Source organism: Bacillus sp. FJAT-29814, assembly GCF_001510715.1.
Lineage (GTDB): Bacteria > Bacillota > Bacilli > Bacillales > Cytobacillaceae > Neobacillus.
Genome location: NZ_LMTJ01000009.1, coordinates 1 through 25,923 on the forward strand (window position 1 = coordinate 1; position 25,923 = coordinate 25,923).

Genomic DNA, 25,923 nt, shown 5'->3' on the forward strand with positions numbered 1-25,923 from the left:
TCAAGATGAGATTTCCCATAGCGTCAAGCTAGTAAGATCCCTGAAAGATGATCAGGTTGATAGGTCAGAGGTGGAAGCGTGGTGACATGTGGAGCTGACTGATACTAATCGATCGAGGACTTAACCAAGTCATTATGATTATTCGGTTTTATGTTTACTTCTTCTGCATTATCTAGTTTTGAGGGAATGAACCCTTAGTTTTTTTAAAAAACATAATTTGAATAACAAGGCACTTTCAAAGTCTGCTCCTGCGCCAAAGCTTATTCGAGGAAGCTGTTTTTCAGCTCGTCGCAAGCCAGCAGGGAAGATTATTCAGTGCAGTAGGCTCGGTAACAATGGCGAGAAGGTCACACCCGTTCCCATTCCGAACACGGAAGTTAAGCTTCTCAGCGCCGATGGTAGTTGGGGTGAAAGCCCCTGTGAGAGTAGGACGCTGCCGGGCAAGCGAAAGACAACCTGAAAAATGGTTGTCTTTTTTGTGTGTAGATATAATGTTTTTTCCTTTATACTATTGCTTGTACTCTGCATTATAAGAATTTTCCCCGGAATGAACAGATAGCAAGGTATCTGCATAACCGACAAGACGATTTACAATTTCATCTGCTAGGGCATATACAAGTTGATAAGCTTCATTTTTCGAGGGGTGTTATTTCCATCCATTTCACCATACTTTTATTATTCCAATAAGATCGAACGATATGATTTTAATTGCTCTGGGACAAACTAAGCTATCTGTAAATTAAGGAGTGAGTAAATGTTTTTGGAAGGAAGTATTATTGCAGGCGAATATGATTCTACTTTGAATGAATTTTCTTTGCAAAGGGTAAAAAGGTTCGAGACTGAATCGATTCTGAAAGAAAATCAGGTTAATCATATACATGAATATTTGAAAAAACATCAACATGAGGAAGATGGCCAAATTATTTCACTTTATGATCAACTGCTTGTCCCTTTATCATCAGATGAAGTTGACCAGTTAATTGAGGACTTGGAGAAAGTTAGATCGATGTTTCATTGAAATTTACAATATGATTTTTAGGTGCAAATAGCAGGTTAAATAGTTGTGCTACATATAATTAAATAAAATGCCTTATGTCAGGGAATGAATTTTTTAAAATAAATAGTCCGGCGGCAATTGCGAGAATGTCACACCCGTTCTCATCCCTAACACGGAGTTGAGCTTCTCAGCGCTGATGGTAGTTGGGGTGAAAGCACCTGTGAGAGTAGGACGCTGCCGGGTAAGCGGAAGACAACCTTAAATATGGTTGTCTTTTTTGCATTTTATAAAGGGTCATTGGCTTTAAAAATGGGGCATCGCGGATATATTGGAATGATCGCGGATATATTGAATTTAACGCAGATATAATCAAATTATCGCAGATATATCCAAGATTATCGCGGATATATGGAGAAACACCGCGGATATAATTTTCTTAGGGTCTGTTTTGTGAAAAGAACACCGAAATTCACCTCAAAATTACGTCAATAAATCTCTATGGGAGCTGTAAAGCTCCGATTTTTACCCTCCGACTACGCCAATAGAGCCTATTGATGCAGTAAACATCAATTTTCCCTCTTCGACTACGCCAATCGGCGATATTGGAGCAATTAACCACCCAAATTTCCTCTCATCTACGCCAATTAGTATACCTATAGCCAGTCAAGTATTTTTTAAAATCCACCCTATCAATCAATTAGTTTCACATTTAATTAAGGTCCATTTTTGGAAAATACCCCCATATTAAAACGAAGTAATTCCCTCATAATAGTCCATCTAAAATAAAAAATCCAATCAAAAGCATCTGAAATTGTTCGTTAACGGGAGATTATGAACTTTTTGTGACACATTTCACATTTCAATGTTTTTTTAATAAAAATGATTATAAGATAGTAATGCGAAGTGTGATTTACATCACTTACAAAAAACAATAATCGTAATTTTGTTATAAACCAAAAGAAAGGGGTATCGCCTTGAAACGAATAGGAGTTTTATTGTCTTTGATTTTTACTATTTTCACAGTGCTTACAGGTTGTGAGCCGTTGCTGGTTTTGGATCCCAAAGGACCACAGGCACAGGTTCAAGCGAATGACATAAAGATATCAATTATCATCATGTCATTTATTGTAATTGCCGTGTTTACCATACTAGCGATTATGTTATTCAAATATCGTGCCTCCAAGCAAAGCAAAGATTACGAACCGCCGCATATTGAAGGGAACGTATGGGTGGAAACGATTTGTGTCGGGATTCCGATTATTATCGTAGCATTCCTTTCCTTTATGTCGGTTAAATCCAACTATGCTGTGGAAGCAGCGCCAAATGGATACGGAAATAAGGAACCGTTAGTTATTTATGCGGCTAGTTCCAATTGGAAATGGCATTTTAGCTATCCGGAGGAAAACATCGAAACCGTCAACTATGTGTATATTCCGACCGATCGACCGGTTGAATTTAAATTATATTCCTACGGACCAATCACAAGCTTCTGGATTCCGCAGCTGGCCGGTCAAAAATATGCGATGTCTGACATGGTGAATACGTTGCATTTGGCAGCCGATGCTCCAGGTGAATATATGGGTCGGAATGCTAACTTTAGCGGCAAAGGCTTCGCAGAAAATACCTTCAATGTAAAAGCGATGCCGCAAAAGGAATTCGATGAATGGGTAGACGAAGTAAAAGATACTGCCAAGCCGCTTACCGAAGAAAAATTCACCGAGTTGTTGGAACCGGGCCATCTTGGCCAGTCCACATATACAGGAACACACCTGGGATTCATGCCGCCGCCTGAAGGGGAAAACGGGGGACACAGTCATGGTTCCAACGGTGAAGACAAAAATATGGAGCAGCATCATTCGAATGAAACTGCTTCGGAAACACAGCATGGACACCATTAATACTTTTAAATAAATCATCCGAAAGGAGCCAGAATAGGATGGAATTCTTTGAACGTTTTGCAATCCCACATCCAAGTGCGCCAATTTACGCTTCGATGGTAGCCATCGCGCTAACCATAGTAGCGATTATCGCCGGTCTTACCTATTTTAAAAAATGGGGCTATCTCTGGCGCGAATGGTTAACGACCGTCGATCATAAACGAATTGGGATTATGTATCTAATCTCAGCTTTACTCATGTTGTTCAGGGGCGGTGTCGATGCCTTGATGATGCGGGCGCAGCTAGCCGTTCCGGACAATAAGCTGCTTGACGCCCAGCACTACAACGAAGTGTTTACAACACATGGAGTGGTCATGATTATCTTCATGGCGATGCCATTCATTATGGCGTTAATGAACTTTGTAGTACCGCTGCAAATCGGTGCCCGCGATGTTGCGTTCCCGAGGTTAAATGCCCTGAGCTTCTGGTTATTCTTCATGGGAGCGATGTTATTTAACATCTCATTCGTTGTCGGCGGCTCGCCGGATGCCGGCTGGACATCGTATTTCCCGCTTGCAGGCAATGAATTCAGCTCATCAGTCGGTTCCAACTACTATATGATCGCGATTCAGATTGCCGGGCTCGGCTCGTTAATGACAGGGATTAACTTTATCACAACGATTTTTAAAATGAGAGCGCCGGGTATGACGCTTATGAAAATGCCGATGTTTACCTGGTCTGCATTAATTACAAATGCTATCATTGTTTTCGCGTTCCCGGTGTTAACCGTGGCGCTGGCTATGGGAACAATGGACCGCCTGTTCGGCACCCACTTCTTTACAACGAATAATGGCGGTATGGATATGCTTTGGGCAAACCTGTTCTGGGTTTGGGGACACCCGGAGGTATACATCTTGATATTGCCGGCATTCGGGATATACAGCGAAGTCATCTCGACGTTTGCTCGCCGGAATCTTTACGGCTATAAATCAATGGTTGTTTCGATGGTGCTGATTTCATTTATGTCCTTCCTTGTTTGGGTACACCATTTCTTCACCATGGGGCAAGGAGCATTAACAAACAGTATCTTCTCGATTACAACGATGGCGATTGCCGTACCGACAGGAATTAAGATTTTTAACTGGCTGTTTACGCTATATAAAGGAAAAATTGAAATTACGACACCAATGCTTTATGCGTTACTATTCATTCCGCTATTCACCATTGGTGGAGTAACTGGGGTTATGCTCGGGATGTCGGCAGCTGACTATCAGTACCACAACACGATGTTCCTGGTCGCTCACTTCCATATGGTTATCATTCCTGGGGTCGTGTTCGCGATGCTTGCCGGTCTTACCTACTGGTGGCCGAAAATGTTCGGTTTCATGTTAAATGAGCGCCTTGGGAAGCTTGCTGCATGTGTGATCGGAATCGGCACACTTGTCGCGTTTATGCCAATGTTCTTCTCCGGCTTAGACGGCCAGGCGCGCAGGATGTACACTTATTCGGCATCAACCGGGTTTGGACCACTTAACATGATTTCATTCGTCGGGGCTATTGGTCTTGCAATCGGATTTGCGATTATCGTTTATAACATCTACTATAGTGTCCGCTATGCATCACGAGATATTGGTGCGGATCCATGGGATGCGCGAACACTTGAATGGGCTACACATAGTCCTGTACCTGAATATAACTTTGCCATCGTGCCGCATGTCAAATCGTCTGAAGCCCTTTGGGATGCAAAGAAAAAGCGTCATATCTTGTTCCAGGGCAATTATGAAAAAATTCATATGCCGAATAACAGCGGCGTGCCGTTTATCATGAGTTCGATCTTCTTTGTTTGGGGTTTTGCGATGATTTTCAGCATGTGGGCAGTTGCCATCATTTCAACAATTGGGATCTTTGCTTGTATGGCTCTCCGTTCGGTGGAAATCGATAATGGACGTTATATTTCTGTCAGGGAAATTGAAGAAACTGAAACAAAATTGCGAGGTGCGAAATAATGAAACTGGATCACTCGCTGCCACTTGAATATCGTACAGAAGAAGGCCAATTGAAAATCTTAGGGTTTTGGATTTTCCTTGGAGCCGAAATCATGCTGTTCGGGACGTTGTTTGCTTCCTATTTTACATTGGTTGACCGCGTAGGAAGCGGACCGTCAGGAGCAGAGATTTTCGAAATTACGCCGGTCTTGATCGAAACGCTAGTGTTGTTAACCAGCAGTTTTACGATTGGGCTTGGAATTCACGCCATGAGGCTTGGCCGCAAAAAAGCGATGCTGTCGTTCTTTGCCATCACCCTATTGCTAGGCCTTGCCTTTCTGGGTGTAGAGATTTACGAATTTGTTCACTATGTTCACATTGGAGCTGGGCTGCAAACAAGTGCATTTACAGCCATTCTGCTTACCACATTGGGAACGCACGGTTTGCACGTTACGTTTGGTCTGTTCTGGGGTCTGTTTATTCTCCTCCAGGTGAAAAAACGCGGGCTGACTCCGGAGACAGCCAATAAATCATTCATTTTCTCGCTGTACTGGCATTTCTTAGACGTTGTTTGGATTTTCATTTTCAGCTTCGTCTACCTGAAAGGAATGATGTAAGATGAAAGAATTATTTCCAATGAAACAAATCATGGGCTTTGTTTTTTCCCTCATGCTGACCGTTGTTGCCCTTGCCGTCTACTTTTTAAATATGTCGTTTGCCACGGGTATGACCATTCTGGTGGTGACTGCATTTATTCAAGCGGCTGTTCAGCTGGTCGTGTTTATGCATGCAGGTGAAACGAAGGATAAAGGCGCGATTTATACCAATGTTTATTATGGTGTAGCGATTGCCTTGGTTACTATTTTTGGTACATTGCTTACAATGATCTGGGGTTATAATTAATTATTAAAAGGAGCGTCTTAACGGGCGTTCCTTTTTTGTTTGGATCGGTGTTATGGGTATTCCTTTAAAAGTTTTCTCTAGCATTTCCTCTGTGGCCACGAAAAATATTCCCATCAGAAAAATAAAAACTGCCCCGATGACTGTGCCAATACCAATGCCTGTAAGCGCACTGGAATTGCTTACAGATAAACTATAAGAAAGAATGATCAATCCGGTAATTAGTACGGTACCGCCAATTAATTTTGCTGCATGTAATATTTTTGTATTTGTCTTCATATTCAACATTCCCCCTTTCTTTATATTATTTATGTTTGTTCACAAAATTGTCAAACTCTTTTTTGCGATTCTCTTGACAATGCTCATATAATTGTTGAAATTGTTTAATTATGACACAATAAAAAGGAAAGGGGTAGATGTTAACAATGGAAACTACAATCAAGTGGACAGGTAAAATGGCTTTTTCCGGCGCTACGCCATCAGGTCATGAAATCAAAATGGATGCGGCAGAAGAAATTGGCGGGGAAAACTCTGGAGCAAGGCCCACGGAATTGCTATTAAATGCCGTTGCCGGGTGTACAGGAATTGATATTATTTCGATTTTACAAAAAATGCGCTTAGAGCCGACATCCTTCGAAATGCAGGTCAAAGGAGAGCGTGCTGACGATCATCCAAAGCGCTTCACCGCTATCCATATCCATTATGCACTAGAAGGTGAACTGCCAGATGATAAGGTGGTCCGGGCGATTCAGTTATCAAAGGATAAATATTGTTCAGTGTCACATTCCTTAAATGCGAATATCACCGTGAGTTATTCCATTAATGGCGTAGAGGGGAAAAATCATTTGTAGCCGAGAGTGCATAGGACAACTTGTACTTGGTTGTCCTCCTGCCCTTATAGGATAGGAGTGTTATACATGGAATTAAGACAATTACAGATGTTTATGGAAGTCGCCAAGCATAAGAGCATTACCAGGGCTGCGGAGCATTTGCATCTTTCCCAGCCGGCATTAAGTAAATCCATTATGGCGTTAGAGGAAGAGCTTGGGATGACCTTGATTATTCGGAGCAACAAAACGAGTGACCTGACCGACGGAGGAAAAGTTGTCCTGGAATATGCTCAAAAAATGACCGCCCTGATGGAGGAAATGAAAACAACATTAAATGATATGACCAACTTGACGAGGGGACAACTTAATATAGGACTGCCGCCGTTTATTGGCAGTTTATTTTTCCCAAGGGTAATGGCGAAGTTTCACCAGACCTATCCCAATATAGAGCTAAACATTGCCGAATATGGCGGGGCAAGGGTGGTCAAAAGCGTGGAGGAAGGGGAAGTGGAGCTTGGTGTCACTGTTCTACCAATTGATGAGGAGCCGTTTCATGTATATCCGATTGTGGAGGAGGAAATGAAACTGCTCGTTTACAAAGATCATCGCCTTGCAGGTAAAGGCGAAGTGAATGTCAGAGATTTAAAACGGGAGGAATTTATTTTTTATCATGAAGAATTTTCTCTCAATCAAATCTTGATGAATCATTTTCGGGCATTTGGTTTTGAGCCGAAAATATTGTTTAAGAGCTCCCAATGGGACTTAATGTCGGAAATGGTAGCAGCCAATCTCGGGATTACGATCCTGCCGCAGTCAATTTGTAACCGGGTGTTTAATAAGGACATTATGGTATTGGACTTAAAACCCACCATCCTCTGGAATCTTGCTGTCCTCACGAAGAAAGACCGTTATATTTCCAATGCCGCGAGAACTTTTATTGAATTTATTTTGCAGGACCCATTATAACTTATGGTTATGAAAATAATTCTAAATATGTATTTTACGAATGAGCGAATTCGTCGTACGATATACCTATCGATCATTTAAGGAGTACACGTGCTCCTTTTTGTTAATCAGGAGGGGTGGTACGATGAAATTCGGTGTAATTATTCTGCAGGTTTTATTGATTCATATCTTTTTATTTTTGGGTGCAGCCGCTAAAGCCATTATTCCACTGCCAATCCCTGCCTCCATGTTTGGCTTGGCGATCTTGTTTTTGGCGCTCTGTTTAAAAATTGTCAAATTGGAATGGGTCGAAAAAGGTGCCAATTGGCTGATGGCAGAATTGCTGCTGTTTTTTATCCCTTCAGCAGTTGGTATTGTGAATTACGATGAAATTCTCAGCTTTCAAGGGGCAGAGATTGTTTTCTTAATAGGAATTAGCACAATCCTTGTAATGGGCATGACAGCATGGATTGCTGAAAAAATAATCGGGAAGAAAAGAGGTGGGCAACATGATGACGGTAATCGTAACAGTCGTAACGTACTTCATGTACCGGTTGGCAAAACGACTTGGAGGTAAATGGAATTTCCCACTGTTTCACCCGTTGTTGCTTGCGCCGATTCTGCTAATTGGATTCATCTCTGTGCTGCAGATGCCGGCCGATGAGTATCTCGATGCGTCCAAATGGCTGACACACATGCTTGGACCGGCAACTGTTGCGTTTGCCGTGCCGATTTATAAAAACCTGCCGGTCGTGAAAAAATATATTTCAACAATCATCATTAGCATCACTTCAGGTACACTGGTGGCGATTTTTTCAACCTTTGCCTTGTCAAAATTATTTCACTTAAACGTGGAGTTTATTACCTCCATCTTGCCAAGGTCAATTACAACGCCGATTGCAATCGAGGTATCGAAGGAAATTGGCGGCCTGCCTGCATTGACGACGGTGTTCGTCATTATTACCGGGGTGATTGGGGGAGTAGTCGGCCCTAGCGTAATCAAATGGCTGTCGATTCAAACACCTATTGCAAAAGGGTTGGCTCTAGGAATGGGCGCCCACGGCTGCGGGACAAATAAAGCGCTGGAATATGGAGAAAAGGAAGCGACGTTTTCATCCTTGGCAATGATTTTTGCCGCCTGGATTACCCTGCTTTGGGGGGCATTATTGATTCCTGCTTTAATTTATATTCATTAACATAACGCTCGGGGGAAGAATCTCTGAGCGTTTTATTGTTCCTATGGGTGTTTAATTCCATTTTCGGTCTAATGATTATAGAAAAATTATGAACGATTAGGATTCAGAGAATATGCAGTTTCTTATGAGAAGTTTTTATAAAATCGACTCAGCTGCCCAAAGAAAAAGACAAACTGATTTCAGTCTGCCTTTTTTTGCTATACATTTTCCGCAAATTCATATTCCGGGGGTTTGACTTTAAAGCCTTTTGTCAACCAGGTTAGGTAAGCGAGACCGATAGCAAACCAGCATAGTCCAAAGCCTAGGGCCAAAGCATCCAGACTAAACCAAAGATAAATAAGGAAGGCCAGCCCAATCAGCGGGAATAGCACGTATCGCGTATAGCTTGCACCCTTCATGGACTGTTTATTTTTAAAATAATAAACAATAACAGACAGATTGACGAACGAGAACGCGGTAAAGGCTCCGAAATTGATCAGCGATGTTGCAGTGACAAGGTCAAGAAATAAAGCACTCAAGGACAAAACACCAATAAAAATAATATTAAACACCGGAGTTTGTAATTTTGGATGGACTTTACCGAACCATTTTTTCGGTATAACGCCGTCGCGGCCCATTGCAAATAGCAGCCTTGAGGCGCTTGTCTGGGCGGCAAGTCCGGAGGCCAGGACCGATATTAACGCACCGCTTGTAAAAACGGATTGGAACAAAAGCCCGCCAATATGAATCGCAATCTCTGGTGACGCGCCTTCAATATCATGAAAAATTGAAACATCGGGATATAGGACCTGCATAAAATAAGTGACTGTGATAAAAAAGGCCCCGCCTATCAAGGCAATCAAAAAGATGGCTTTTGGGATATTTTTCTCGGGTTGAATCGTTTCCTCGGATAGAGTAGTGACTGCATCAAACCCAAGGAAGGCTAAAGCAAGGATAGCGGCCCCGGAGAAAAGTAGATTCATGCTGATTTCTTCAGAGAAAAACGGATTCATGCCAAAGCTAGTTCCGCCGTCACCCAAAATAATTGCTCGGATCGTTAGAAAAACAAAAATAATAGCCACAAGCAGTTGAAATAGGACGAACAAAGTATTTGCGGAAACAGTGATCTTAATCCCGGCGATATTCATCACCGTTATGATGACAATCAACCCGACAACCCAAACCCAAGATGGTACTGCCGGGAAGCTGGCAGACAAATAAATTCCTGCTAACACGGCATTAATCATCGGCAAAAATAAATAATCGAGCAAAGCCGACCAACCGACAAGAAAGCCGAGTTTCGAACCCATGGTTTTTTTAGTATAAGTATAAGCCGACCCGGCATCAGGATAAAGTTTGACCATTTTTCCATAGCTAAGGGCAGTGAATAAAATCGCGATGGTAATTAATATGTAGGAAGCAGGTACATGACCGTGCGTTTCAGCTGAAACAACTCCAAATGTATCGAATACCGCAAATGGTGACATATACGCCAGCCCCAAAAATACGACAGGCGCTACCCCCAGTGTGCGCTTTAATGTTACTTGTGAAGACTCCAATTCTATCATTCCCCTCTCGTTGTGCATGAATATTATTTTAAAAGAATTATTATGCAATGTGAAGATGTTTTTTAAATAAATTTTTTGTGTGATTTTCGTTTATAATGGGGAGGAGGTGAGATTGTTGCAAATTGATCATATTTTGGTAATTAGCCCGATGTACAATCAATTAAGATTACTGATTGAAAAAGAGAACTTGCTAAATCAGTTTCGGTTTTTACCGGAAGGAGAACTGTCGGAGTCCGATTTGCGCTGGGCCGATGCACTGGCGGCGTTTAATTTGAAAGGTGACTTGGATTACAGTCATTTGAAATGGGTCCATTCGCTTGGTGCCGGTGTGGACAGGTTTTTATATCAAAAGCCATGGCCTGAAAATGTTTTGTTAACCAGAACGGTATGCTCTTTTGGCCAAAGAATTGCTGAGTATTGTTTAAGCTACATATTGAAGGATTTACAATTTCACGACGAATTTCATGCCAGACAGCGCGAGAAAAATTGGCAGCCGATGACCCCGAAAATGCTGGGTGAGCAAAAGGTGATCATCTATGGAACCGGGGAGATTGGACAAGAGACGGCAAAGTCTTTATCGCAATTCGGTGTGGAGGTATACGGAGTATCGTTAAGCGGGAAACCGAAGGAATATTTTAAAGAGGTCCTGATGGTTGACTCTCATTTTGGCAAGCTCAGTGAAGTGGATTACCTGATTAATACAATGCCGTTGACAGAACAAACGGCTGGTTTTTTCGATGAGAGGGTTTTTGAACAGGTTAATGATGCGGGATTTATAAATGTCGGCAGAGGGGCGTCAGTCAATGAGGGTGCATTGCTTTCAGCATTGAACAGGAAACAACTCCGATTTGCAGTCTTGGATGTGTTTGCGGTGGAGCCGCTGCCATCAGAGCATCCGTTGTGGAACCATTCTGGTGTAGTGATCACCCCGCATATTTCTGCGGTTACCACACCTGAAGAGGGCGCAGCCTGTTTCTTGGACACATTGAGAAAGCTTGAAGAGAGGAAGCCGCTCGGTAACGTAGTTGACTGGAATAAAGGGTATTAATTCAATGAAAAAGGTACCAGCATGGAGCCCGGTACCTTTTTTGATTTTTATTTCCTTATCCCTGCTTCTTCGGCCAATTTGGTAAATCTGTCTTTTTCCTTTTTTACACTTTTGGCAAAATCGGATGAATTTAAATAAGCAGGTTCAAGCTTGATTTTTTCCAGTTCCTGAAGAAACGTTTCATCTTTATGCATCTTTGCCACAGCTTCATCCCACTTCTTAACTATATCATCAGGAGTTCCTGGTGCGAAGGACAATCCTGTCCACCATTTTACGGTCAAGTTGTCAAAACCAAGTTCTTTTGTAGTAGGGACGTTTGGGAATAATGAATTTCGTTCATCTGAGGATACGGCAAGTAGTTTTATTTTTCCAGCCTGGGCGAGAGCTGCTAATTCTCCAACTGTATGCACGGCCAAAACCACATGGCCGCCAGCGACCTTCGCTGTCGAGTCAGAAGCTCCCTCAGAAGATACCATCGAGGTCTTTTTAAAGTCCACCCCAATGGATTTCAACCATTCCGCAACGCCAAATGCGGAAAATCCAGCTGGACCTACACTTGCCCAAGTTAGCTTGTCAGGGTTTTTCTTGACCCATTGTGAAAGCTCTTTTAGATCCTTCCATTCCGCATCTGATTTTACGCCAAAAGCCAGCGCCCCTTGTGCAACACGGGAAGCAAATTTATTGTCCTTAATAGTTAAAGTCGGATTGGAATTTCCTGCCTCATACATGGTAGTGGACGAATTGTTATTGACCAATACCGTATAGCCATCTGGCCTAGCCTCTTTCAAAGCATATTGGGCACCGATAATTCCGCCCCCGCCCGGCTTGTTTGTAACGACAATGGGCTGACTCCATTCCTTACTTAGGTAGTCTGCCACGGCACGGGCGGCCAAATCGACCCCGCCGCCTGCCGAAAACGGTACAACCAGTTCAATCTGTCTAGTTGGATAATCTATCTTCTTGTTATCATTCCCTGCAGTATCCTGTTTTGACGTTGAATTAGCTGAGCAGGCCGCCAGCATAACTGCCAGAAGGAAGGAAAAAACCAGCGTTTGAGACAATCTTTTTTTCAAAATAAATACCTCCCTACAGTATTTATGAAAATTCCATCTTTTCATTTGTTTCTTGCAGGAGTCGTTTCTTCGTTCGTTTCATCAAATAGATTGATAAAGCTAAGAGGATGACAGCCAATAGTAAAATCGTAAGCGAGATGGGGCGTTGCACAAAGATTAATAGGTTGCCAGATGACATTTCCATCGATTGAATGAATGAACTTTCAATTTTAGAACCTAGAACAATGCAAAGGACAAAAGGAATGATGGGCCAATGAAACTTATGAAACAAATAACCCAAAACCCCAAATATTATGCTAACCACCACATCAAACATGCTGTTACGGACGGAATAGGCACCTAATACGCTTACTAACAAAATGATAGGCGCCAATATCCCAAATGGGACCTCAGTCAGTTTTGCCCACAAACCAACCAAAGGCAAATTTAAAACTAACAGGATGACGTTCCCAACAAACATGGAGGCGATGACCATCCATACCATTTGACTGTTTTGCTCAAACAGAAGCGGACCGGGTGTTAATCCGTAAATCATGAGCGCCGCTAACAGAACAGCCAAAGGCGGTGATGCGGGGATTCCCAGTGCTAACAAGGGAATAAATCCGCCTGAACTGGTCGCATTGTTGGCTGATTCAGGACCGGCAACACCTTCGATTGCTCCTTTACCAAATTTTTCAGGATGCTTGGAAAGTTTTTTTTCAACATCATATGAGAGGAAGGAAGTGATGGTTGCGGAGATTCCCGGCAGGATTCCTAAAAAAAAGCCTAATAGACTTCCTCTTAAAATCGCAAATTTACTTTGATGCAAATCCTGTTTTGTCGGGTACACGCGTTTTATTTTGACTCGCTTAGTTTGCGTTCGGTTTTCCTCCAATCCCTTTAGAACCTCGGTAATGGCAAATAAGCCAATTATGATACTGACCATATCGAATCCACCGGTCAGAAAGCTGAATCCAAAGGTTAATCTTGGCATTCCCGTCGTCATCCCGATTCCAACCAAGGAAACAAAGAAGCCAAATAACCCCATCAGGACAGATTTCCGGAGTGAGTAGCCAGTCAAATTAAAGAGGACTAACAAAGCAATTAACATCAAGGTGAAATATTCGGGCGGACCAAACTTTAGCGCTTGGTCAGCTAAGAAGGGGGCAAATAGGACAAGGCCGATTAATCCGATAATGCCAGCAAAGAAAGAACCGATTGCAGCAATTCCAAGTGCTGAACCGGCCCTGCCCATCTTGGCGAGCGGATACCCATCCAAAGTGGTCGGAACCGAGGATGATTCACCGGGAATGTTCATTAATATGGCGGTTGTCGATCCTCCGTACATCGATCCATAGTAAATGCCAGCCATCATCATTAATCCCTGGGCGGGTTGGAGTACGGTAGTGACCGGTAATAACACGGCAATCGCTGAGGTGGGTCCAAGTCCGGGAAGAACACCGACTAAAGTGCCAAGCAATGAACCCAAGAGCACAATCAATAGATTGGATGGGGTGACAACTTCACCGAGACCACCCCATAAATACATGATGGTTTCCATATTAAGACAAACCTCCTATCAAAACGAAAAAATGCCAACGGGGAAAGGAGTTTTTAAGATAACGATGAAAAGGTAATACATAACAGCAGTAATCAATCCTCCAACCAGGAAGGCATTCATCCATCGGCTTTTGGCAATCAATCGTAACAGGGCAATCGATACAACGAGCGTACTTGCTACGTAACCGAAAAACTCAATGAAAATGCAATAGACAATGAGAGTGATAATGGAAGCAGATAAAGTATGAAGGGTTTTTCCTGTTGGCAATCGAGACATGCTTTCCTGTTTGGTTCTTTTGTCAAAAAACATACTGATCCCAACAGCCACTAAAAATAGTCCGATGAATCCGGGAAAGGCATGGTCACCGGTAACCAAATTCAGGCTATATGGGTATAATTTGTATGCTTCGTACAGGGAGAGCATTCCGATTAATACTGCGATGGAGCCTCCCACTTTTTTTTCAAGTTTAGCTTTGACTAACATATGGATACCTACAGCGTTCATCATACTTAAAAAAATAAAAAGACCGTGCAACGTTCGCTTCCATACATTGCAAGGCCTACAGTGGTCTGTTCGCACCTTTATTATTATAGTTTTATAGGAGGTATATAGCTTTGTATGGGCGCTGTCTAATTGAAATCAGTGGATAAAACGTATAATTATATTTATTTTATGAAGACTTATCTCATAACTAAATAAATGTAAATATCTCGTTAAATCCGAATGGCTTTCGTCTGCAATTTAAAAGGTACCAGCCGATGGCTGGTACCTTTTCCTGGGGATTATGCAATTATTTCAGTTGAGACTCCTTTTGCTTCCTTTTCTTCTGGAATAATGAAGTTTAACAGGAGTGTCGCCAACGCGCCAACTGTCATGCTCGAAGACAGGATGTAACCAACCCAGTCCGGTGTGCCAGCCAATGCTTCTTTAGGCAGAATCGTAACAGCAATGGTTAACAGGATCGGAATTCCGATAATCATCATATTACGGTCGTTAATAATAATGGGCTGAATAACCTTCATGCCATTTGTAACAATGGCAACGCAGACGATCCCAAAGATTCCATTGATAACTGGTTCAGGAATACACGTAATAGCAGTCGAAAGCTTCGGAATAAGACCAAGACAAATTAAGATCCCGCCGGCAACCATCACAACTACTCTGCTTGCAACACCGGTAATCGCCAATAAGCCAGCGTTTGAAGAATAACCTGTCATTGGTGTACTGCCGAACAAGGCACCGACAAAGCAGCCAAGACCTTCGCCGAATGAGGCACGGTTTAGGCGTTGTTCATCCAATTCCTTCCCGGTAACAGTGGAAACCACGAACCAAGTGCCTGTTGTCTCAATTAAAATAATAAAATAAACAAATGCTACTGTTATGATGGCACTAATATCAAAGACTGGCTTTCCAAAAGGAAAGAGAGAAGGGAATGAAAACCATGCCGCTTCCTTTATCGGGGTGAAATCAACCTGACCAAACAAACTTGCCGCTATGGTCCCCACGGCAATCGCCAATAAAACCGATACCAGACGGAAAAAGGTACCGACACCGTGCATTTTTCGGCCTAAAAGCATGCAAAGAACAAGAACCCCGGCAGAAATGGCGGCAATCAGAATGTTATCTCCGATTTTTCCTTCCGCATGATAAATACTATTCATACCAACTGGCATTAAAGAAATTCCCACGATGATAATGACGGTTCCGCCAACGAGCGGAGGAATAAACTTTCTGACGGCTTTTGCGAATAATTTAAATGGATAGCCAAGAATGGCAATCAGAATCGCACCCGGGATTAAGCTTCCGGCAATTGCTCCCAAACCAAGTTTACCCCCGATTGCTGCAATTGCTCCGATTGGTACATAGGAAGGGCCCTGAACTACGGGAAGTTTGATGCCAGTTCCAGTCTGTATCAACGTGGCAATGCCTGTGGCAAGAAAACACATCTGAATAAAAAAGGATGTGTTCTCCGTACTAAGGGAAAGTAATCCCGCAATAATAATTGGCGCAATATATAAGTCCATCGCTAATACATGCTGCATCCCCAAAATAAGGGCTTTTCCAAAACTGACTTTATCGTCGACCCCGACAATAATATTATTCTGTTTTTCCAACGAAATCTCCCCTTGTTCGTATTTAAAACAATTACATTAGGATTATAATGTAAAGTTGAATGGTTTTGCAACTGAAACACGAACATTTATTTTAAAAAAATATTTTGTATTCGTATTTTACTTGACCGATTGATTAGGTGCTAATACAATAAAAGTGAGTCAAACGACAGGGGGTTTCTAAATTGTTAGAGGATAAGGTATTGCAAGAAGATTGGTTAGTCGCTTGCCGTTCAAGTGATGTAGGGGAAAAGCCAATTCAAATCATGTTAATGGGAGAAAGGATTGCTGTTTTCCGGACTAGTGAAGGGGTAAATGCTTTCAAGGATTTATGCATTCACCGAGGGGCTGCTCTTTCATTAGGGGAAGTAAAAAATGACTGCCTCGTTTGTCCGTATCATGCTTGGGAATTTAATACGGACGGGGACTGTGTAGCGATTCCGCAATTGCCGGAAGGCCGGTCGATTCCGAAGAAGGCAAAAGCAATAAAGTATGCATGTATGGAAAAGTACGGATTTATCTGGATCAATCTTGGTAATAACAATCCGGAGTTATTTTCCTATAAACAATTTGAGACAGAAGGGTATCGCAATGTCATTTGGGGACCGCAAGAGGTTCAAGCGAAACCACCTCGTATTGTTGAAAACTTCTTGGATGTCGGCCATTTGGCGGTGGTGCACGAGGGATATTTAGGAACCGATAGCCACCGAGAGATTCTCGATTATCGCGTTCATTGGGAGGATGACCGGATTTATTCCGATGAAATTGCAATTTTTCAACCAGATCCGGATGGTACGGGAGTTCCAAAATATGTTTATTATACGTATGAAATTCTGCGCCCATTCACAGTGTTGTTTACTAAAATAGACAAAGAAACGGATCAAACGTTGACGATTTTATTAACGATTCGTCCGGTTGATGAAAATAAATCGATTGCCTATGGGATTCTTACTTATAGTTATGACCCAGAACTGTCCGATGAAGAAATTGTTGCATTCCAGGATATGATTTTTGCCCAGGATAAGCCGGTCGTTGAGAACCAGAAGCCCGAGGAGCTGCCGCTTGATCTACAGGTGGAGCTATCTCTTGTTTGTGACCGGATGAGCATTGCGTATCGTCAATATTTAAGAGAAATTGGTGTTTTGCTCGGAACTGCATAGGCATATAATTGCTTTAGGCACTGGATTAGATTGTGAACTTCAAAATCCCAATATCAGAACATCGCATATTAGACAACAAACGCTCACAGCATAAAAAGCTGTGAGCGTTTGTTATTTAATACATTCACCCTGATAAAGTGGTTGACTGATTTTCCTTTGCTTGATTTTGACTAAATTGCCTCCATAGGTAAACCGAAATTAGTACACAGCCGAGGAATACAAGGAATCCATGGGCTACTCGCAACGGCTGCCCGGCAAAGAACTGTGGGAGAAAGAGTGAAATACCTAAAGCAAAGGGAATACCGCTCCATTTTTTGTGCGTTCCCGATTTCCAAATGGTAATCGCAACTATAATGGAAGCAGCGGCAAGAAGGAGAAGACCGATTATGAATAAAATAAGCCCTGGACCAGAACGTACCACATTTGCCATACTGACTAATTCAGTATTATGTCGAGATAGGGCCTCTAACCCTATAGCGTGAAGGCCGTATGTTTCCCCTCCATAAAATGGTAATGTAAAACCAATGCCCAAAATACATAATACTAAAGATGATTGGGTCATTGATTTCAAAACAGTATCCTTCATTAAGATATGGAGGCCAAGTATCCCTAATGGTAATAAAGTAAATCCAATGATGGCACAAATATGGGCAATAAGCCATTCAGTTGATGCAAAAGCAGCAGCGCCTTCCAGTGACGATTCATCAGAGAAGGGACGAATTGCTGGATAGAGGACAAACAATATTCCAGAAATGAATAGCGATAAAGTACTAAAATACTTCCGAATCATGACTTTGGTTTCCTCCTGAAAAGTTACTAGAGAATTAATATTCTTTAAATATATTCTTCATTTGTAAAAAACTTCCTCTTTTTATTGAGCAGCTAATGGGAGATTTTTGTCTTGTTGAACTCGGTAGTCATTAGGTTGGCAGTTTTTTGTGCTTTGTTTATAATAATTAGTTAAAAGCTTGTCTAAAAAATGAGGTAATCGCGAATGAACTTAAAATATCAATTAACTCGTGCCTTTTTTGTTAGTCTTATTTCGTTAACGGCATTTGCTTCGATGGCCGCTCTTGTGAGTGCCGATAAAGTTGTCCGATTTGATATGGCGATCATAGCAACTGTTCAAGATTTGGAGTCTCCTTGGTTAACATCAGTGATGGAGTTATTTACATGGATCGGTTCAACGAAGGTTGTGGTTGTCATTTGCCTGGTGATTATCTTTTTTCTGTATAAAGTGTTGCACCATCGTTCAGAATTAATTTTGTTGATTGCTGTAGTGGTCGGTACGCCAATCTTGAACCACTATTTAAAAGCTTTTTTTCACCGGGCCCGGCCTGATTTCCATCGACTGATTGAAATTGGCGGCTACAGTTTCCCAAGTGGACACGCGATGAATGCTTTTTCAGTATATGCGATTCTGGCCTTCCTGTTGTGGCGGCATATTCCTACTCGGCTTGGGCGCAGTGTGCTGATTCTGTTTAGTGGTTTTATGATCGTAATGATTGGAGTGAGCCGCATTTATTTGGGGGTTCATTATCCGAGTGATATCATCGGTGGATACTTCGCAAGCGGGTTTTGGCTGACAGCCGCCATTTGGTTCTTCCAATGGTATAAGGAAAGGCAGCCGCATCTCAAGGCGGTGGAATTGCAGCGGAATGAAGGCTAGGTAATCTTTATTTTCTCATAAGTGGAGTAATTACGGTGAACAATAATAGGGATTCTATCCCTAGGAGTGAAACCAATGACAGAAAAAAATCCTATTGAGTTTACAGGTAAAGTCCTTGACCAAAGAAACAACCTGACTGGACCGGATGACGGTAAAGCTACATACCCTGAACGGCCAAAAAAAGTGGCGATCAAGCAGCAACATAATAAAAAATAGCGGTCAAAGGCTGTCGTTGTGGCAGCCTTTCGTCTATTCTGGCTGCAAGCATTAAAGTTTCTTTCCTGGGTTCACAAAGGTACTATAGAGATGTAACTTTTTAGAAAGGAAAAATTGTTATGTCAAACATTCATATACCATTATCAGTATTAAATCTGGCACCCATCCGCGAAGGACAAGGTCCGAAACAAGCCATTGATGCAATGGTCGACCTTGCTCAATCAGTGGAAAAAATGGGCTACAAACGCTATTGGATTGCGGAGCATCATAACTCCCCAACGCTCGTTAGTTCAGCAACAGCCATTTTAATAAAACATACATTGGAACACACAAGTACTATTTCAATCGGTTCCGGCGGAATCATGCTCCCTAACCATTCACCGCTGGTGGTGGCGGAGCAATTTGGAACGATGGCAACCATCTACCCTGGACGGGTGGAATTGGGGCTCGGGCGCGCACCTGGAACAGATATGCAAACCGCAAGTGCGTTAAGACGCTCCAAAAATGATTCTGTTTTTACCTTCCCGGATGATGTCCAGGCGCTGCTAACCTATTTTGGTCCTGAAGATGAACAAGGATACGTTAGGGCATATCCCGGAGCCGGGACCGAGGTTCCGATTTATATTCTTGGCTCATCCACCGATTCCGCCTATTTGGCCGCAAGCTTGGGGCTGCCTTATGTATTTGCTTCTCATTTTGCACCAAGATACATGGAAGAGGCGATTTCGATTTACCGCAACAGATTCCAGCCGTCCGAGTACCTAGATAAGCCATATATGATGGTTTGTTTAAATGTCATTGCAGCAGAGACGGATGAGGAGGCTAGATTCCAGTCTACAACGATGCAGCAATTTTTCTTGAACGTGGTCCGTGGGTCAAGGATGCCGCTGCGGCCGCCGGTTGAAAATATGGATTCTATTTGGAATCCAATGGAAAAGGAAATGGCCAGCTCCATGACGAGTGTGACGCTGTTAGGAAGCAAGGAAACGATACGGCAACAGCTGGCAAGCTTCCAGGAAAAATACAATGTTGATGAGATTATGGCTGTGACCTATATCTATGATCCGGAAAAACAAAAACGGTCGTATCAAATCCTAAAAGAAATAGTCGATGGGAGATAATCGAACTCAGGGTAAAGTGAAAAAACTCTTGAAAAATGAATCAGCTTGTACTAATATTTAACATAGTTTCCAATTCAATATATTGTTGGATTCTAAAATGATAAACCTATATATTGTGTCTGCGTTAAGAAAAGATGCCGATAACGGCTTAATAGGGAATCCGGTGAGAATCCGGAACTGCCCCCGCAACTGTAAATGCTTACGAAATGAACAAACCACTGTATAAGAATGCTGGAGAATAGGCGCTTATACGGGAAGGGTTCAAAGTAGGATGATGCATGAGTCAGGAGACCTGTCTTTCTTAATATGTTTCAACTTCTTCGGGGATTGAGAAGATGAAACGGTTGCGACAGGGGGCTGCAGTATTGTGTTTCATGCACTCTTTTGTTCGAATCGTTTCATCCGCTCAAGAACCGCTTGAGCGGATTTTTTTATTTAAGGGGGAAGAGAGTCATGAGAATTCAGATTGAGAATGAAAAGAATGATGTAATCGAAACTATCAAGAAAGCGTCGGAAATCTATCAATTAGATATGACCGAGCTTCAAAACCGTATCCACAAATTGGATGTCACCCAATCGGAAGCCAACGAGCAAGCATTATTTTATGCCGTTAATCAAATTTCGATGGATCAGCCAGATTGGACTTATGTTGCAGCCAGACTTTATTTAAATGAATTGTATCATAAGGCGGCTGAGAACAGAGGATGCGACCCAGCAAAAAAATACGGAGACTTTTACAGCTTAATTCAACAGTTGACTGAGAAGGGTATTTATTCATGCGATCTAGTAAACACATACAATAAAGAGGAAATCGACGAATTGGCGAAGGAAATCGTTCCGGACCGTGATTATTTTTTTAATTACATTGGTTTATTTTTACTTGCAGACCGATATCTGGCAAAGGATCACGAGAAAAATATATTTGAACTGCCTCAGGAACGTTTCATGATCATTGCTATGACGTTAATGAAAGACGAAAACAAACCAAGAAGGCTAGAACTGGTCAAGGAGGCCTATTGGGCGCTTAGTAATTTATACATGACTGTCGCGACTCCGACGTTAGCCAATGCCGGAAAAAGTTTCGGACAGCTGTCATCTTGTTATATTGATACCGTCGATGACTCTTTGGATGGGATTTATTTAAACAATTGGGACATTGCCCGTCTTAGCAAGGATGGCGGCGGCATCGGGATATACTATGGTAAAGTTCGTGCTCTCGGTTCCAATATTAAAAAATTCAAAGGCAATTCCTCCGGTATTGTGCCATGGATCAAGTTGGTAAACGATACTGCAGTAAGTGTTGACCAATTGGGACAGCGACAGGGAGCTATTGCCGTTTATTTGGATATTTTTCATAAAGACATCATGAACGGGTTCTTAGATTTAAAGACGAATAACGGCGATGAGCGACGCAAGGCACATGATATATTTACCGGTGTGGCTGTACCAGATTTGTTCATGGAAAAATTGCAAGAGACCGATGAAGCTGGCAGAAGTATCGGAGAATGGCACACCTTCTGCCCGCATGAAGTAAAGCAGATAATGGGATGGAAGGATGAGGCGGGTAACCCGCTCGGTCTCGAAGACTTTTATAATGAAGTCGACCGAAACTATTTCTCGGAGAAATATCAAGAGGCGGTCAATCATCCGCTCCTGCAGCGAAAAACGTACCGAGCGATGGATATCATGGCGCGCATCATGATGGCACAGTTGGAAACAGGTACCCCTTATATGTTTTACAGAGATGAAGTAAATAGAGAAAATCCCAATAAGCACGTAAGAGGCAGGGGCCGTACCTCGATTTATTGCAGCAACCTATGTACGGAAATCACACAGAATATGTCTGCAACAACGATTATCAGTGAGTTCCAGGATCAGGACGGAAATATTGTTATAGTCCGGAAGCCAGGAGAATTCGTCGTTTGCAATTTGTCTTCTATTAATCTGGCAAAGGCGGTACCTGCTAATGTATTAGAACGATTGATTCGTATTCAAGTCAGAATGCTCGATAATGTAATTGATGTGAACAACATTTCTGTTGGCCAGGCCCGGCATACAAATCAAAAGTACCGTGCCATTGGTCTTGGTACCTTTGGCTGGCATCATTTATTGGCGTTAAAAGGCATCTATTGGGAGACAGACGAAGCGGTTCAATATGCCGATGAACTATACGAACATATCGCCTACCTGACGATTCGCTCCTCAATGGAACTGGCTAAGGAAAAGGGAGCATATAGTCAATTTCACGGTTCGGAATGGCAGACGGGAGTTTATTTTGAACGGAAAAATTACCACACCGAACGCTGGCTCTCGCTTAAGAAGGAGGTCGCCGAATTTGGGATGCGGAACGGCTGGTTAATGGCAGTTGCACCGAATTCTTCTACTGCAAAAATTGGCGGTTCGACGGATGGGATTGATCCGCTCTATTCCGTTGAGTATGCAGAAGAAAAGAAAAATTTTAAATTGAAGGTGACGGCACCGGATTTAAACCATCGGACCTACGATTACTACCGAAGAGCCAGACATGATTTGGATCAAATATGGAGTATCAGGCAAAATGCTGCCCGCACTCGTCATATTGATCAGGCAATCAGCTTTAACCTTTATGTTCGTCATAATATCAAGGCCAAGGATTTGTTGAACCTTCATATGGAAGCTTGGAAGCAGAGGTTAAAGACGACTTATTATGTACGGAGTACGTCACAGGCTGAAATAAACGAATGTGAGGCCTGCCATAGCTGATAGGGGGAAATCGAATGAAACGTTTAAACAAAATAAAACTGTTAAATCCTCAATTTCCAAACAAATCAACAGGGATTATTAATGGGCAGTCATCTGGTCTGCTTAACTGGAATGATATTGCCTACCCGCAAATGTATGACTTGTATCAGACCTTGTTATCGAATTTTTGGAAGGCGCAAGAAATTAATATGCAGGATGATATTAAGCAATGGGGCCTGCTTACAGATGTAGAAAAAGATGTGTTTTTACGAATCAATACCCAGCTGGCGTCGTTGGACAGTCTGCAAACACCAACGATGACACAGGTGATGGATTATGTGACAGATTCCAGCTTTAAAGCGATTTTTGCGGTCATTGCCCAGCAAGAGGCGGTACATAACGAATCCTATTCGTATATTTTAAGTTCGCTGGTGCCTTTAAGTGAACAGAATGCCCGGTTTAATCAGGCCAAAACCGACCCTATTGTTCAAAAGCGAAACAGCCTGATTTTAACTGCTTATGAAAGATTCCGTGAGGAGCCGACAGCCAAACACCTTTTTGAATTGAGTGTAAATTCAATCAATTTGGAAGGGATTTATTTCTATGCAGGGTTTGCCTTTTTCTACAATCTTGCCCGACGTCAAAAAATGCTGAAGACGAGTACAATGATCAGTTACATCCAGCGGGATGAAATGCAGCATGCCTATTTTATGGCCCAGTTTATCCGGATCCTGTTAACAGAAAACCCAGAGTTGTATACGGAGGAAAATATTCATTATGTTTATCAGGCAATTGGACAAGCGGTGGAGCTTGAGAAAGAATGGGCATCATTTATATTGCGGGATGTGGAGGGGATAAATTTAGAAGAATACAAGCGCTATACTGAGTATCTTGCAAACAAACGGCTACGGCAGCTGGGGCTGGACAATTATTATGAAGAACACCAGAACCCAATGCCGTGGATTCATGTATTTTCTGATGAAATGCTAAATGGCACGAAATCCGACTTCTTTGAACAGAAGCCGCGGACCTATGCAAAAGTGACGCAATCGAATGGTTTCGATGAACTATGACTTTAGCGATTGTCTATGCATCCAAGACGGGGAACACGGAAGATCTGGTTCATTTACTTCATGAGTTATTTGCTGAAAAACAGATTGCGGTCAGCATATATCCTGTGGAAGAATTTCTTATTTCAGAGCTAGGCAGGCTTGATGCAATTGTGGTTGGAACATATACATGGGGAAATGGTAATATTCCGACTGAAATGCTCCCGCTATATCGAGCCTTCGAGCATTATGGGGGGATAGAATTAGTGACGGGAGTTGTTGGCACTGGAGACAGTGGATATCCGAGCTTTTGCGGTGCAGTCGATGAATTCAGGGATATGCTGTTTGTACAGAGTAACTTGGCGGCTACTTTAAAAATTGAAGTACGGCATCAGGAGAGGGATCTTGATCGTTGCAGAAAATTTGTGGACCTGATAGTGAAACGGGTATGTAAGAAGCTTGGTACAAGTTGACTTAAGGGTATTAAAGGTCCTCCATATTTTGGAGGACCTTTTCTGGTTAATTCATGATGCGCATTAACTCCTTTTCCAAATCCACCGGTTCGTTTGCATAATTATAAATACCCAAAAACTTTTCGACAGCCACGGGATGGGCAGAAATAAGCTTGTTCACCATGTCTTGCTGCTCGGATACCCGCGCATTCTTGGAAATCTCACAACCCATATAAAAACGGACCATAAATTCCTGCTCAAGTGCCGATTGGTATTCTTCCACCATTTTCTCCCAAGGAGTTTCAAATTCTTTATTTTTAATAAGAATGGAAGATAAGATTTTTGCTCCGTAGACAGCGTCATGAATCCCCTGGGCCATGCTGGGGTCTTTAAAGCAAACGGCATCCCCAACCAATGCCCAGCCCATTCCCATGGCTGTGTACCAATAGTTATCATACCCAAGGATTCCTTTGATCGGTGCTGTTAATGTGGCACCACGTAAACGAGAGCCAAGACCGGTGTTCGGAAACTCTTCGATTAGCAGTTTTCTCAACGCTTCTTCAGGGTGACTCTTCATCCTTTTTACCATTGCCACATTTTCTAATGGAAATATCCCGACAACAGTGCAAAGGTCATGATTGGTCGGAAACAGAATGGCAGTATGGTCCTTAACTCTATATACCTCAAATTTCCGAACATTATCATATTGAAACCCGCTGAAATACCCATAATAGATCCCCAGTTTGGCAGGTGCGCGCATTTTTTCCTTGCTGCCGACCAGTCCTCGGATAGTAGAGTTGCGTCCATCACCACCGACTACAAGGTTGGCATGAAACTCGTGTATTTGGCCCTGACGGTCGGTCCCTTTCATGCCTGTAACGGTTTCATGATCGTATACGATATCTGTTACCCGAAAGCCCTCGAGAACAGTCACATTTCGAGACGATTTGGCTTCATCAACGAGTATGGAGTCAAGGAGGGTCCTCTTGATGCAATAGCAATTTTTCTCACCTTCCACTTCAGGCATTTGTCCTTCGATGATGGTATCTTCAAATTGAAATTTAATATCGCGAATGGGTGGCGCATTTGTTTCCAACAACTTGTCCAGCACACCCAGTTCCCGAAACAGTGCAGTGGTGTTATTGAAAAAGGTGTGGGTGGATAACGTATCGCTGGGGAAAACGGCTCGATCCACCAATAATATTTTGAACCCTGCTTTCGCGAGGAAAATGGCAAGAGATGCTCCAGCACACCTCGCACCTACAACAATCACATCATATGTAGTATTCATTGAATCACTCCCGTGAATAAACTCTCCATAAATCGTATGGGAATTTTCCGAAAAAAGTACTTCATGATGAAAATGTCGCAAGCATAAAGTTGGAAAAATTTAAATCACGTTTAACACGGGAAAAAAATCGATAAACTTCGATTTCCTTTTTTATTTTCGAGGCGATCTTGCTTGACAATTCTGACTATTTATCAC

At 42.4% G+C, this 25,923-nt stretch carries 25 protein-coding genes, 3 rRNA genes and 1 riboswitch; of the genes, 20 read left to right on the forward strand and 8 right to left on the reverse strand.

Going from position 1 to position 25,923, the window contains the following annotated elements:
• The 8 genes from AR334_RS22790 to qoxD all read left to right on the forward strand — a co-directional run.
• A 23S ribosomal RNA gene (locus tag AR334_RS22790) occupies positions 1–128 on the forward strand; the annotation flags it as partial.
• Positions 129–325: 197 nt separating this feature from the next.
• Positions 326–442 (forward strand): 5S ribosomal RNA (gene rrf / locus AR334_RS22795).
• Between the two features lie 312 nt (positions 443–754).
• Positions 755–1,018 (forward strand): hypothetical protein, encoded by a 264-nt coding sequence (locus AR334_RS22800; protein WP_066318663.1) that lies wholly within the window; start codon positions 755–757, stop codon positions 1,016–1,018.
• Positions 1,019–1,124: 106 nt separating this feature from the next.
• Positions 1,125–1,240: ribosomal RNA gene (rrf, locus tag AR334_RS22805) — 5S ribosomal RNA — on the forward strand.
• Positions 1,241–1,971: 731 nt separating this feature from the next.
• A complete protein-coding gene (qoxA, locus tag AR334_RS22810) occupies positions 1,972–2,895 on the forward strand; it encodes a cytochrome aa3 quinol oxidase subunit II (RefSeq protein ID WP_066318666.1) in 924 nt (307 codons plus the stop codon).
• Positions 2,896–2,933: 38 nt separating this feature from the next.
• Positions 2,934–4,880 carry a cytochrome aa3 quinol oxidase subunit I gene (gene qoxB / locus AR334_RS22815; protein ID WP_066318672.1) on the forward strand — a complete coding sequence of 649 codons (1,947 nt, stop codon included), beginning with the start codon at positions 2,934–2,936 and terminating at the stop codon, positions 4,878–4,880.
• Positions 4,880–5,476 carry a cytochrome aa3 quinol oxidase subunit III gene (gene qoxC / locus AR334_RS22820; RefSeq protein ID WP_066318675.1) on the forward strand — a complete coding sequence of 199 codons (597 nt, stop codon included), beginning with the start codon at positions 4,880–4,882 and terminating at the stop codon, positions 5,474–5,476. Before qoxB ends, qoxC begins: the two co-directional genes overlap by 1 nt.
• A gap of 1 nt (position 5,477) precedes the next feature.
• Entirely contained in the window at positions 5,478–5,762 is a 285-nt protein-coding gene (qoxD, locus tag AR334_RS22825) for a cytochrome aa3 quinol oxidase subunit IV (RefSeq protein WP_066318679.1), read from the forward strand.
• 3 nt (positions 5,763–5,765) lie between these two features.
• On the opposite strand, the gene AR334_RS22830 is transcribed toward qoxD, so the two are convergent.
• Complete coding sequence (locus AR334_RS22830) at positions 5,766–6,038, reverse strand: hypothetical protein (protein WP_066318681.1); 273 nt, start codon at positions 6,036–6,038, stop codon at positions 5,766–5,768.
• Positions 6,039–6,184: 146 nt separating this feature from the next.
• Between AR334_RS22830 and AR334_RS22835 the strand changes: the two genes are divergently transcribed.
• From AR334_RS22835 to AR334_RS22850, 4 genes are all read left to right on the forward strand, one after another.
• Positions 6,185–6,610: an OsmC family protein gene (locus AR334_RS22835; RefSeq protein ID WP_066319267.1), complete on the forward strand. Its 426-nt coding sequence runs from the start codon at positions 6,185–6,187 to the stop codon at positions 6,608–6,610.
• A 66-nt stretch (positions 6,611–6,676) separates the two neighbouring features.
• Positions 6,677–7,555, forward strand: coding sequence for a LysR family transcriptional regulator (locus tag AR334_RS22840; RefSeq protein ID WP_066318684.1), 879 nt, complete (start codon positions 6,677–6,679; stop codon positions 7,553–7,555).
• 124 nt (positions 7,556–7,679) lie between these two features.
• The gene (locus tag AR334_RS22845; protein ID WP_066318686.1) at positions 7,680–8,111 is read left to right on the forward strand and encodes a CidA/LrgA family protein; all 432 of its coding nucleotides are present in this window, start codon (positions 7,680–7,682) and stop codon (positions 8,109–8,111) included.
• Positions 8,044–8,730 (forward strand): LrgB family protein, encoded by a 687-nt coding sequence (locus AR334_RS22850; RefSeq protein WP_066318700.1) that lies wholly within the window; start codon positions 8,044–8,046, stop codon positions 8,728–8,730. The genes AR334_RS22845 and AR334_RS22850 overlap by 68 nt, the downstream gene beginning before the upstream one ends.
• Positions 8,731–8,927: 197 nt before the next feature.
• Here AR334_RS22850 and AR334_RS22855 read toward each other — a convergent pair whose 3' ends face one another.
• A complete protein-coding gene (locus tag AR334_RS22855) occupies positions 8,928–10,268 on the reverse strand; it encodes an APC family permease (protein WP_253701343.1) in 1,341 nt (446 codons plus the stop codon).
• Between the two features lie 115 nt (positions 10,269–10,383).
• On the opposite strand from AR334_RS22855, the gene AR334_RS22860 reads away from it, so the two are divergent.
• Positions 10,384–11,325 carry a D-2-hydroxyacid dehydrogenase gene (locus tag AR334_RS22860; protein ID WP_253701344.1) on the forward strand — a complete coding sequence of 314 codons (942 nt, stop codon included), beginning with the start codon at positions 10,384–10,386 and terminating at the stop codon, positions 11,323–11,325.
• Positions 11,326–11,372: 47 nt separating this feature from the next.
• Here AR334_RS22860 and AR334_RS22865 read toward each other — a convergent pair whose 3' ends face one another.
• From AR334_RS22865 to AR334_RS22880, 4 genes are all read right to left on the reverse strand, one after another.
• Complete coding sequence (locus AR334_RS22865; protein ID WP_253701345.1) at positions 11,373–12,398, reverse strand: tripartite tricarboxylate transporter substrate binding protein; 1,026 nt, start codon at positions 12,396–12,398, stop codon at positions 11,373–11,375.
• A 22-nt stretch (positions 12,399–12,420) separates the two neighbouring features.
• A complete protein-coding gene (locus AR334_RS22870) occupies positions 12,421–13,938 on the reverse strand; it encodes a tripartite tricarboxylate transporter permease (protein WP_066318710.1) in 1,518 nt (505 codons plus the stop codon).
• Between the two features lie 18 nt (positions 13,939–13,956).
• Positions 13,957–14,421 carry a tripartite tricarboxylate transporter TctB family protein gene (locus AR334_RS22875; protein WP_172799283.1) on the reverse strand — a complete coding sequence of 155 codons (465 nt, stop codon included), beginning with the start codon at positions 14,419–14,421 and terminating at the stop codon, positions 13,957–13,959.
• A 299-nt stretch (positions 14,422–14,720) separates the two neighbouring features.
• Positions 14,721–16,058 (reverse strand): uracil-xanthine permease family protein, encoded by a 1,338-nt coding sequence (locus AR334_RS22880; RefSeq protein WP_156431367.1) that lies wholly within the window; start codon positions 16,056–16,058, stop codon positions 14,721–14,723.
• Between the two features lie 176 nt (positions 16,059–16,234).
• Between AR334_RS22880 and AR334_RS22885 the strand changes: the two genes are divergently transcribed.
• On the forward strand, positions 16,235–17,209 hold the full coding sequence (locus tag AR334_RS22885; RefSeq protein WP_066318720.1) for an aromatic ring-hydroxylating dioxygenase subunit alpha: 975 nt from the start codon (positions 16,235–16,237) through the stop codon (positions 17,207–17,209).
• A gap of 124 nt (positions 17,210–17,333) precedes the next feature.
• On the opposite strand, the gene AR334_RS22890 is transcribed toward AR334_RS22885, so the two are convergent.
• Positions 17,334–17,999 (reverse strand): hypothetical protein, encoded by a 666-nt coding sequence (locus AR334_RS22890; RefSeq protein ID WP_066318729.1) that lies wholly within the window; start codon positions 17,997–17,999, stop codon positions 17,334–17,336.
• Between the two features lie 204 nt (positions 18,000–18,203).
• Here AR334_RS22890 and AR334_RS22895 point away from each other — a divergent pair, with 204 nt between their 5' ends.
• The 6 genes from AR334_RS22895 to AR334_RS22915 all read left to right on the forward strand — a co-directional run bounded on the left by AR334_RS22895 (position 18,204) and on the right by AR334_RS22915 (position 24,458).
• Positions 18,204–18,878 carry a phosphatase PAP2 family protein gene (locus AR334_RS22895; RefSeq protein ID WP_066318732.1) on the forward strand — a complete coding sequence of 225 codons (675 nt, stop codon included), beginning with the start codon at positions 18,204–18,206 and terminating at the stop codon, positions 18,876–18,878.
• Positions 18,879–18,953: 75 nt separating this feature from the next.
• A complete protein-coding gene (locus AR334_RS29660) occupies positions 18,954–19,094 on the forward strand; it encodes a hypothetical protein (RefSeq protein ID WP_156431368.1) in 141 nt (46 codons plus the stop codon).
• 119 nt (positions 19,095–19,213) lie between these two features.
• On the forward strand, positions 19,214–20,215 hold the full coding sequence (locus AR334_RS22900) for an LLM class flavin-dependent oxidoreductase (RefSeq protein ID WP_066318735.1): 1,002 nt from the start codon (positions 19,214–19,216) through the stop codon (positions 20,213–20,215).
• Positions 20,216–20,330: 115 nt separating this feature from the next.
• Positions 20,331–20,530, forward strand: a riboswitch (cobalamin riboswitch).
• Positions 20,531–20,668: 138 nt separating this feature from the next.
• Positions 20,669–22,957, forward strand: coding sequence for a ribonucleoside-diphosphate reductase subunit alpha (locus tag AR334_RS22905; RefSeq protein WP_066318741.1), 2,289 nt, complete (start codon positions 20,669–20,671; stop codon positions 22,955–22,957).
• 14 nt (positions 22,958–22,971) lie between these two features.
• A complete protein-coding gene (locus tag AR334_RS22910; RefSeq protein WP_066318743.1) occupies positions 22,972–24,009 on the forward strand; it encodes a ribonucleotide-diphosphate reductase subunit beta in 1,038 nt (345 codons plus the stop codon).
• Positions 24,006–24,458 (forward strand): flavodoxin domain-containing protein, encoded by a 453-nt coding sequence (locus AR334_RS22915; RefSeq protein WP_066318747.1) that lies wholly within the window; start codon positions 24,006–24,008, stop codon positions 24,456–24,458. The genes AR334_RS22910 and AR334_RS22915 overlap by 4 nt, the downstream gene beginning before the upstream one ends.
• A gap of 46 nt (positions 24,459–24,504) precedes the next feature.
• Here AR334_RS22915 and AR334_RS22920 read toward each other — a convergent pair whose 3' ends face one another.
• Positions 24,505–25,728, reverse strand: coding sequence for an NAD(P)/FAD-dependent oxidoreductase (locus AR334_RS22920; RefSeq protein ID WP_066318750.1), 1,224 nt, complete (start codon positions 25,726–25,728; stop codon positions 24,505–24,507).
• Positions 25,729–25,923: the final 195 nt, after the last annotated feature.

Bases quoted from the DNA above. Each gene is read 5' to 3' on its own strand.
- AR334_RS22800 (WP_066318663.1), top strand. From the start codon at position 755: ATGTTTTTGGAAGGAAGTATTATTGCAGGCGAATATGATTCTACTTTG.
- qoxB (WP_066318672.1), top strand. From the start codon at position 2,934: ATGGAATTCTTTGAACGTTTTGCAATCCCACATCCAAGTGCGCCAATT.
- qoxC (WP_066318675.1), top strand. From the start codon at position 4,880: ATGAAACTGGATCACTCGCTGCCACTTGAATATCGTACAGAAGAAGGC.
- qoxD (WP_066318679.1), top strand. From the start codon at position 5,478: ATGAAAGAATTATTTCCAATGAAACAAATCATGGGCTTTGTTTTTTCC.
- AR334_RS22830 (WP_066318681.1), bottom strand. From the start codon at position 6,038: ATGAAGACAAATACAAAAATATTACATGCAGCAAAATTAATTGGCGGT.
- AR334_RS22835 (WP_066319267.1), top strand. From the start codon at position 6,185: ATGGAAACTACAATCAAGTGGACAGGTAAAATGGCTTTTTCCGGCGCT.
- AR334_RS22840 (WP_066318684.1), top strand. From the start codon at position 6,677: ATGGAATTAAGACAATTACAGATGTTTATGGAAGTCGCCAAGCATAAG.
- AR334_RS22845 (WP_066318686.1), top strand. From the start codon at position 7,680: ATGAAATTCGGTGTAATTATTCTGCAGGTTTTATTGATTCATATCTTT.
- AR334_RS22850 (WP_066318700.1), top strand. From the start codon at position 8,044: ATGATGACGGTAATCGTAACAGTCGTAACGTACTTCATGTACCGGTTG.
- AR334_RS22870 (WP_066318710.1), bottom strand. From the start codon at position 13,938: ATGGAAACCATCATGTATTTATGGGGTGGTCTCGGTGAAGTTGTCACC.
- AR334_RS22875 (WP_172799283.1), bottom strand. From the start codon at position 14,421: ATGTTAGTCAAAGCTAAACTTGAAAAAAAAGTGGGAGGCTCCATCGCA.
- AR334_RS22890 (WP_066318729.1), bottom strand. From the start codon at position 17,999: ATGATTCGGAAGTATTTTAGTACTTTATCGCTATTCATTTCTGGAATA.
- AR334_RS22895 (WP_066318732.1), top strand. From the start codon at position 18,204: ATGAACTTAAAATATCAATTAACTCGTGCCTTTTTTGTTAGTCTTATT.
- AR334_RS29660 (WP_156431368.1), top strand. From the start codon at position 18,954: ATGACAGAAAAAAATCCTATTGAGTTTACAGGTAAAGTCCTTGACCAA.
- AR334_RS22900 (WP_066318735.1), top strand. From the start codon at position 19,214: ATGTCAAACATTCATATACCATTATCAGTATTAAATCTGGCACCCATC.
- AR334_RS22905 (WP_066318741.1), top strand. From the start codon at position 20,669: ATGAGAATTCAGATTGAGAATGAAAAGAATGATGTAATCGAAACTATC.
- AR334_RS22910 (WP_066318743.1), top strand. From the start codon at position 22,972: ATGAAACGTTTAAACAAAATAAAACTGTTAAATCCTCAATTTCCAAAC.
- AR334_RS22915 (WP_066318747.1), top strand. From the start codon at position 24,006: ATGACTTTAGCGATTGTCTATGCATCCAAGACGGGGAACACGGAAGAT.
- AR334_RS22920 (WP_066318750.1), bottom strand. From the start codon at position 25,728: ATGAATACTACATATGATGTGATTGTTGTAGGTGCGAGGTGTGCTGGA.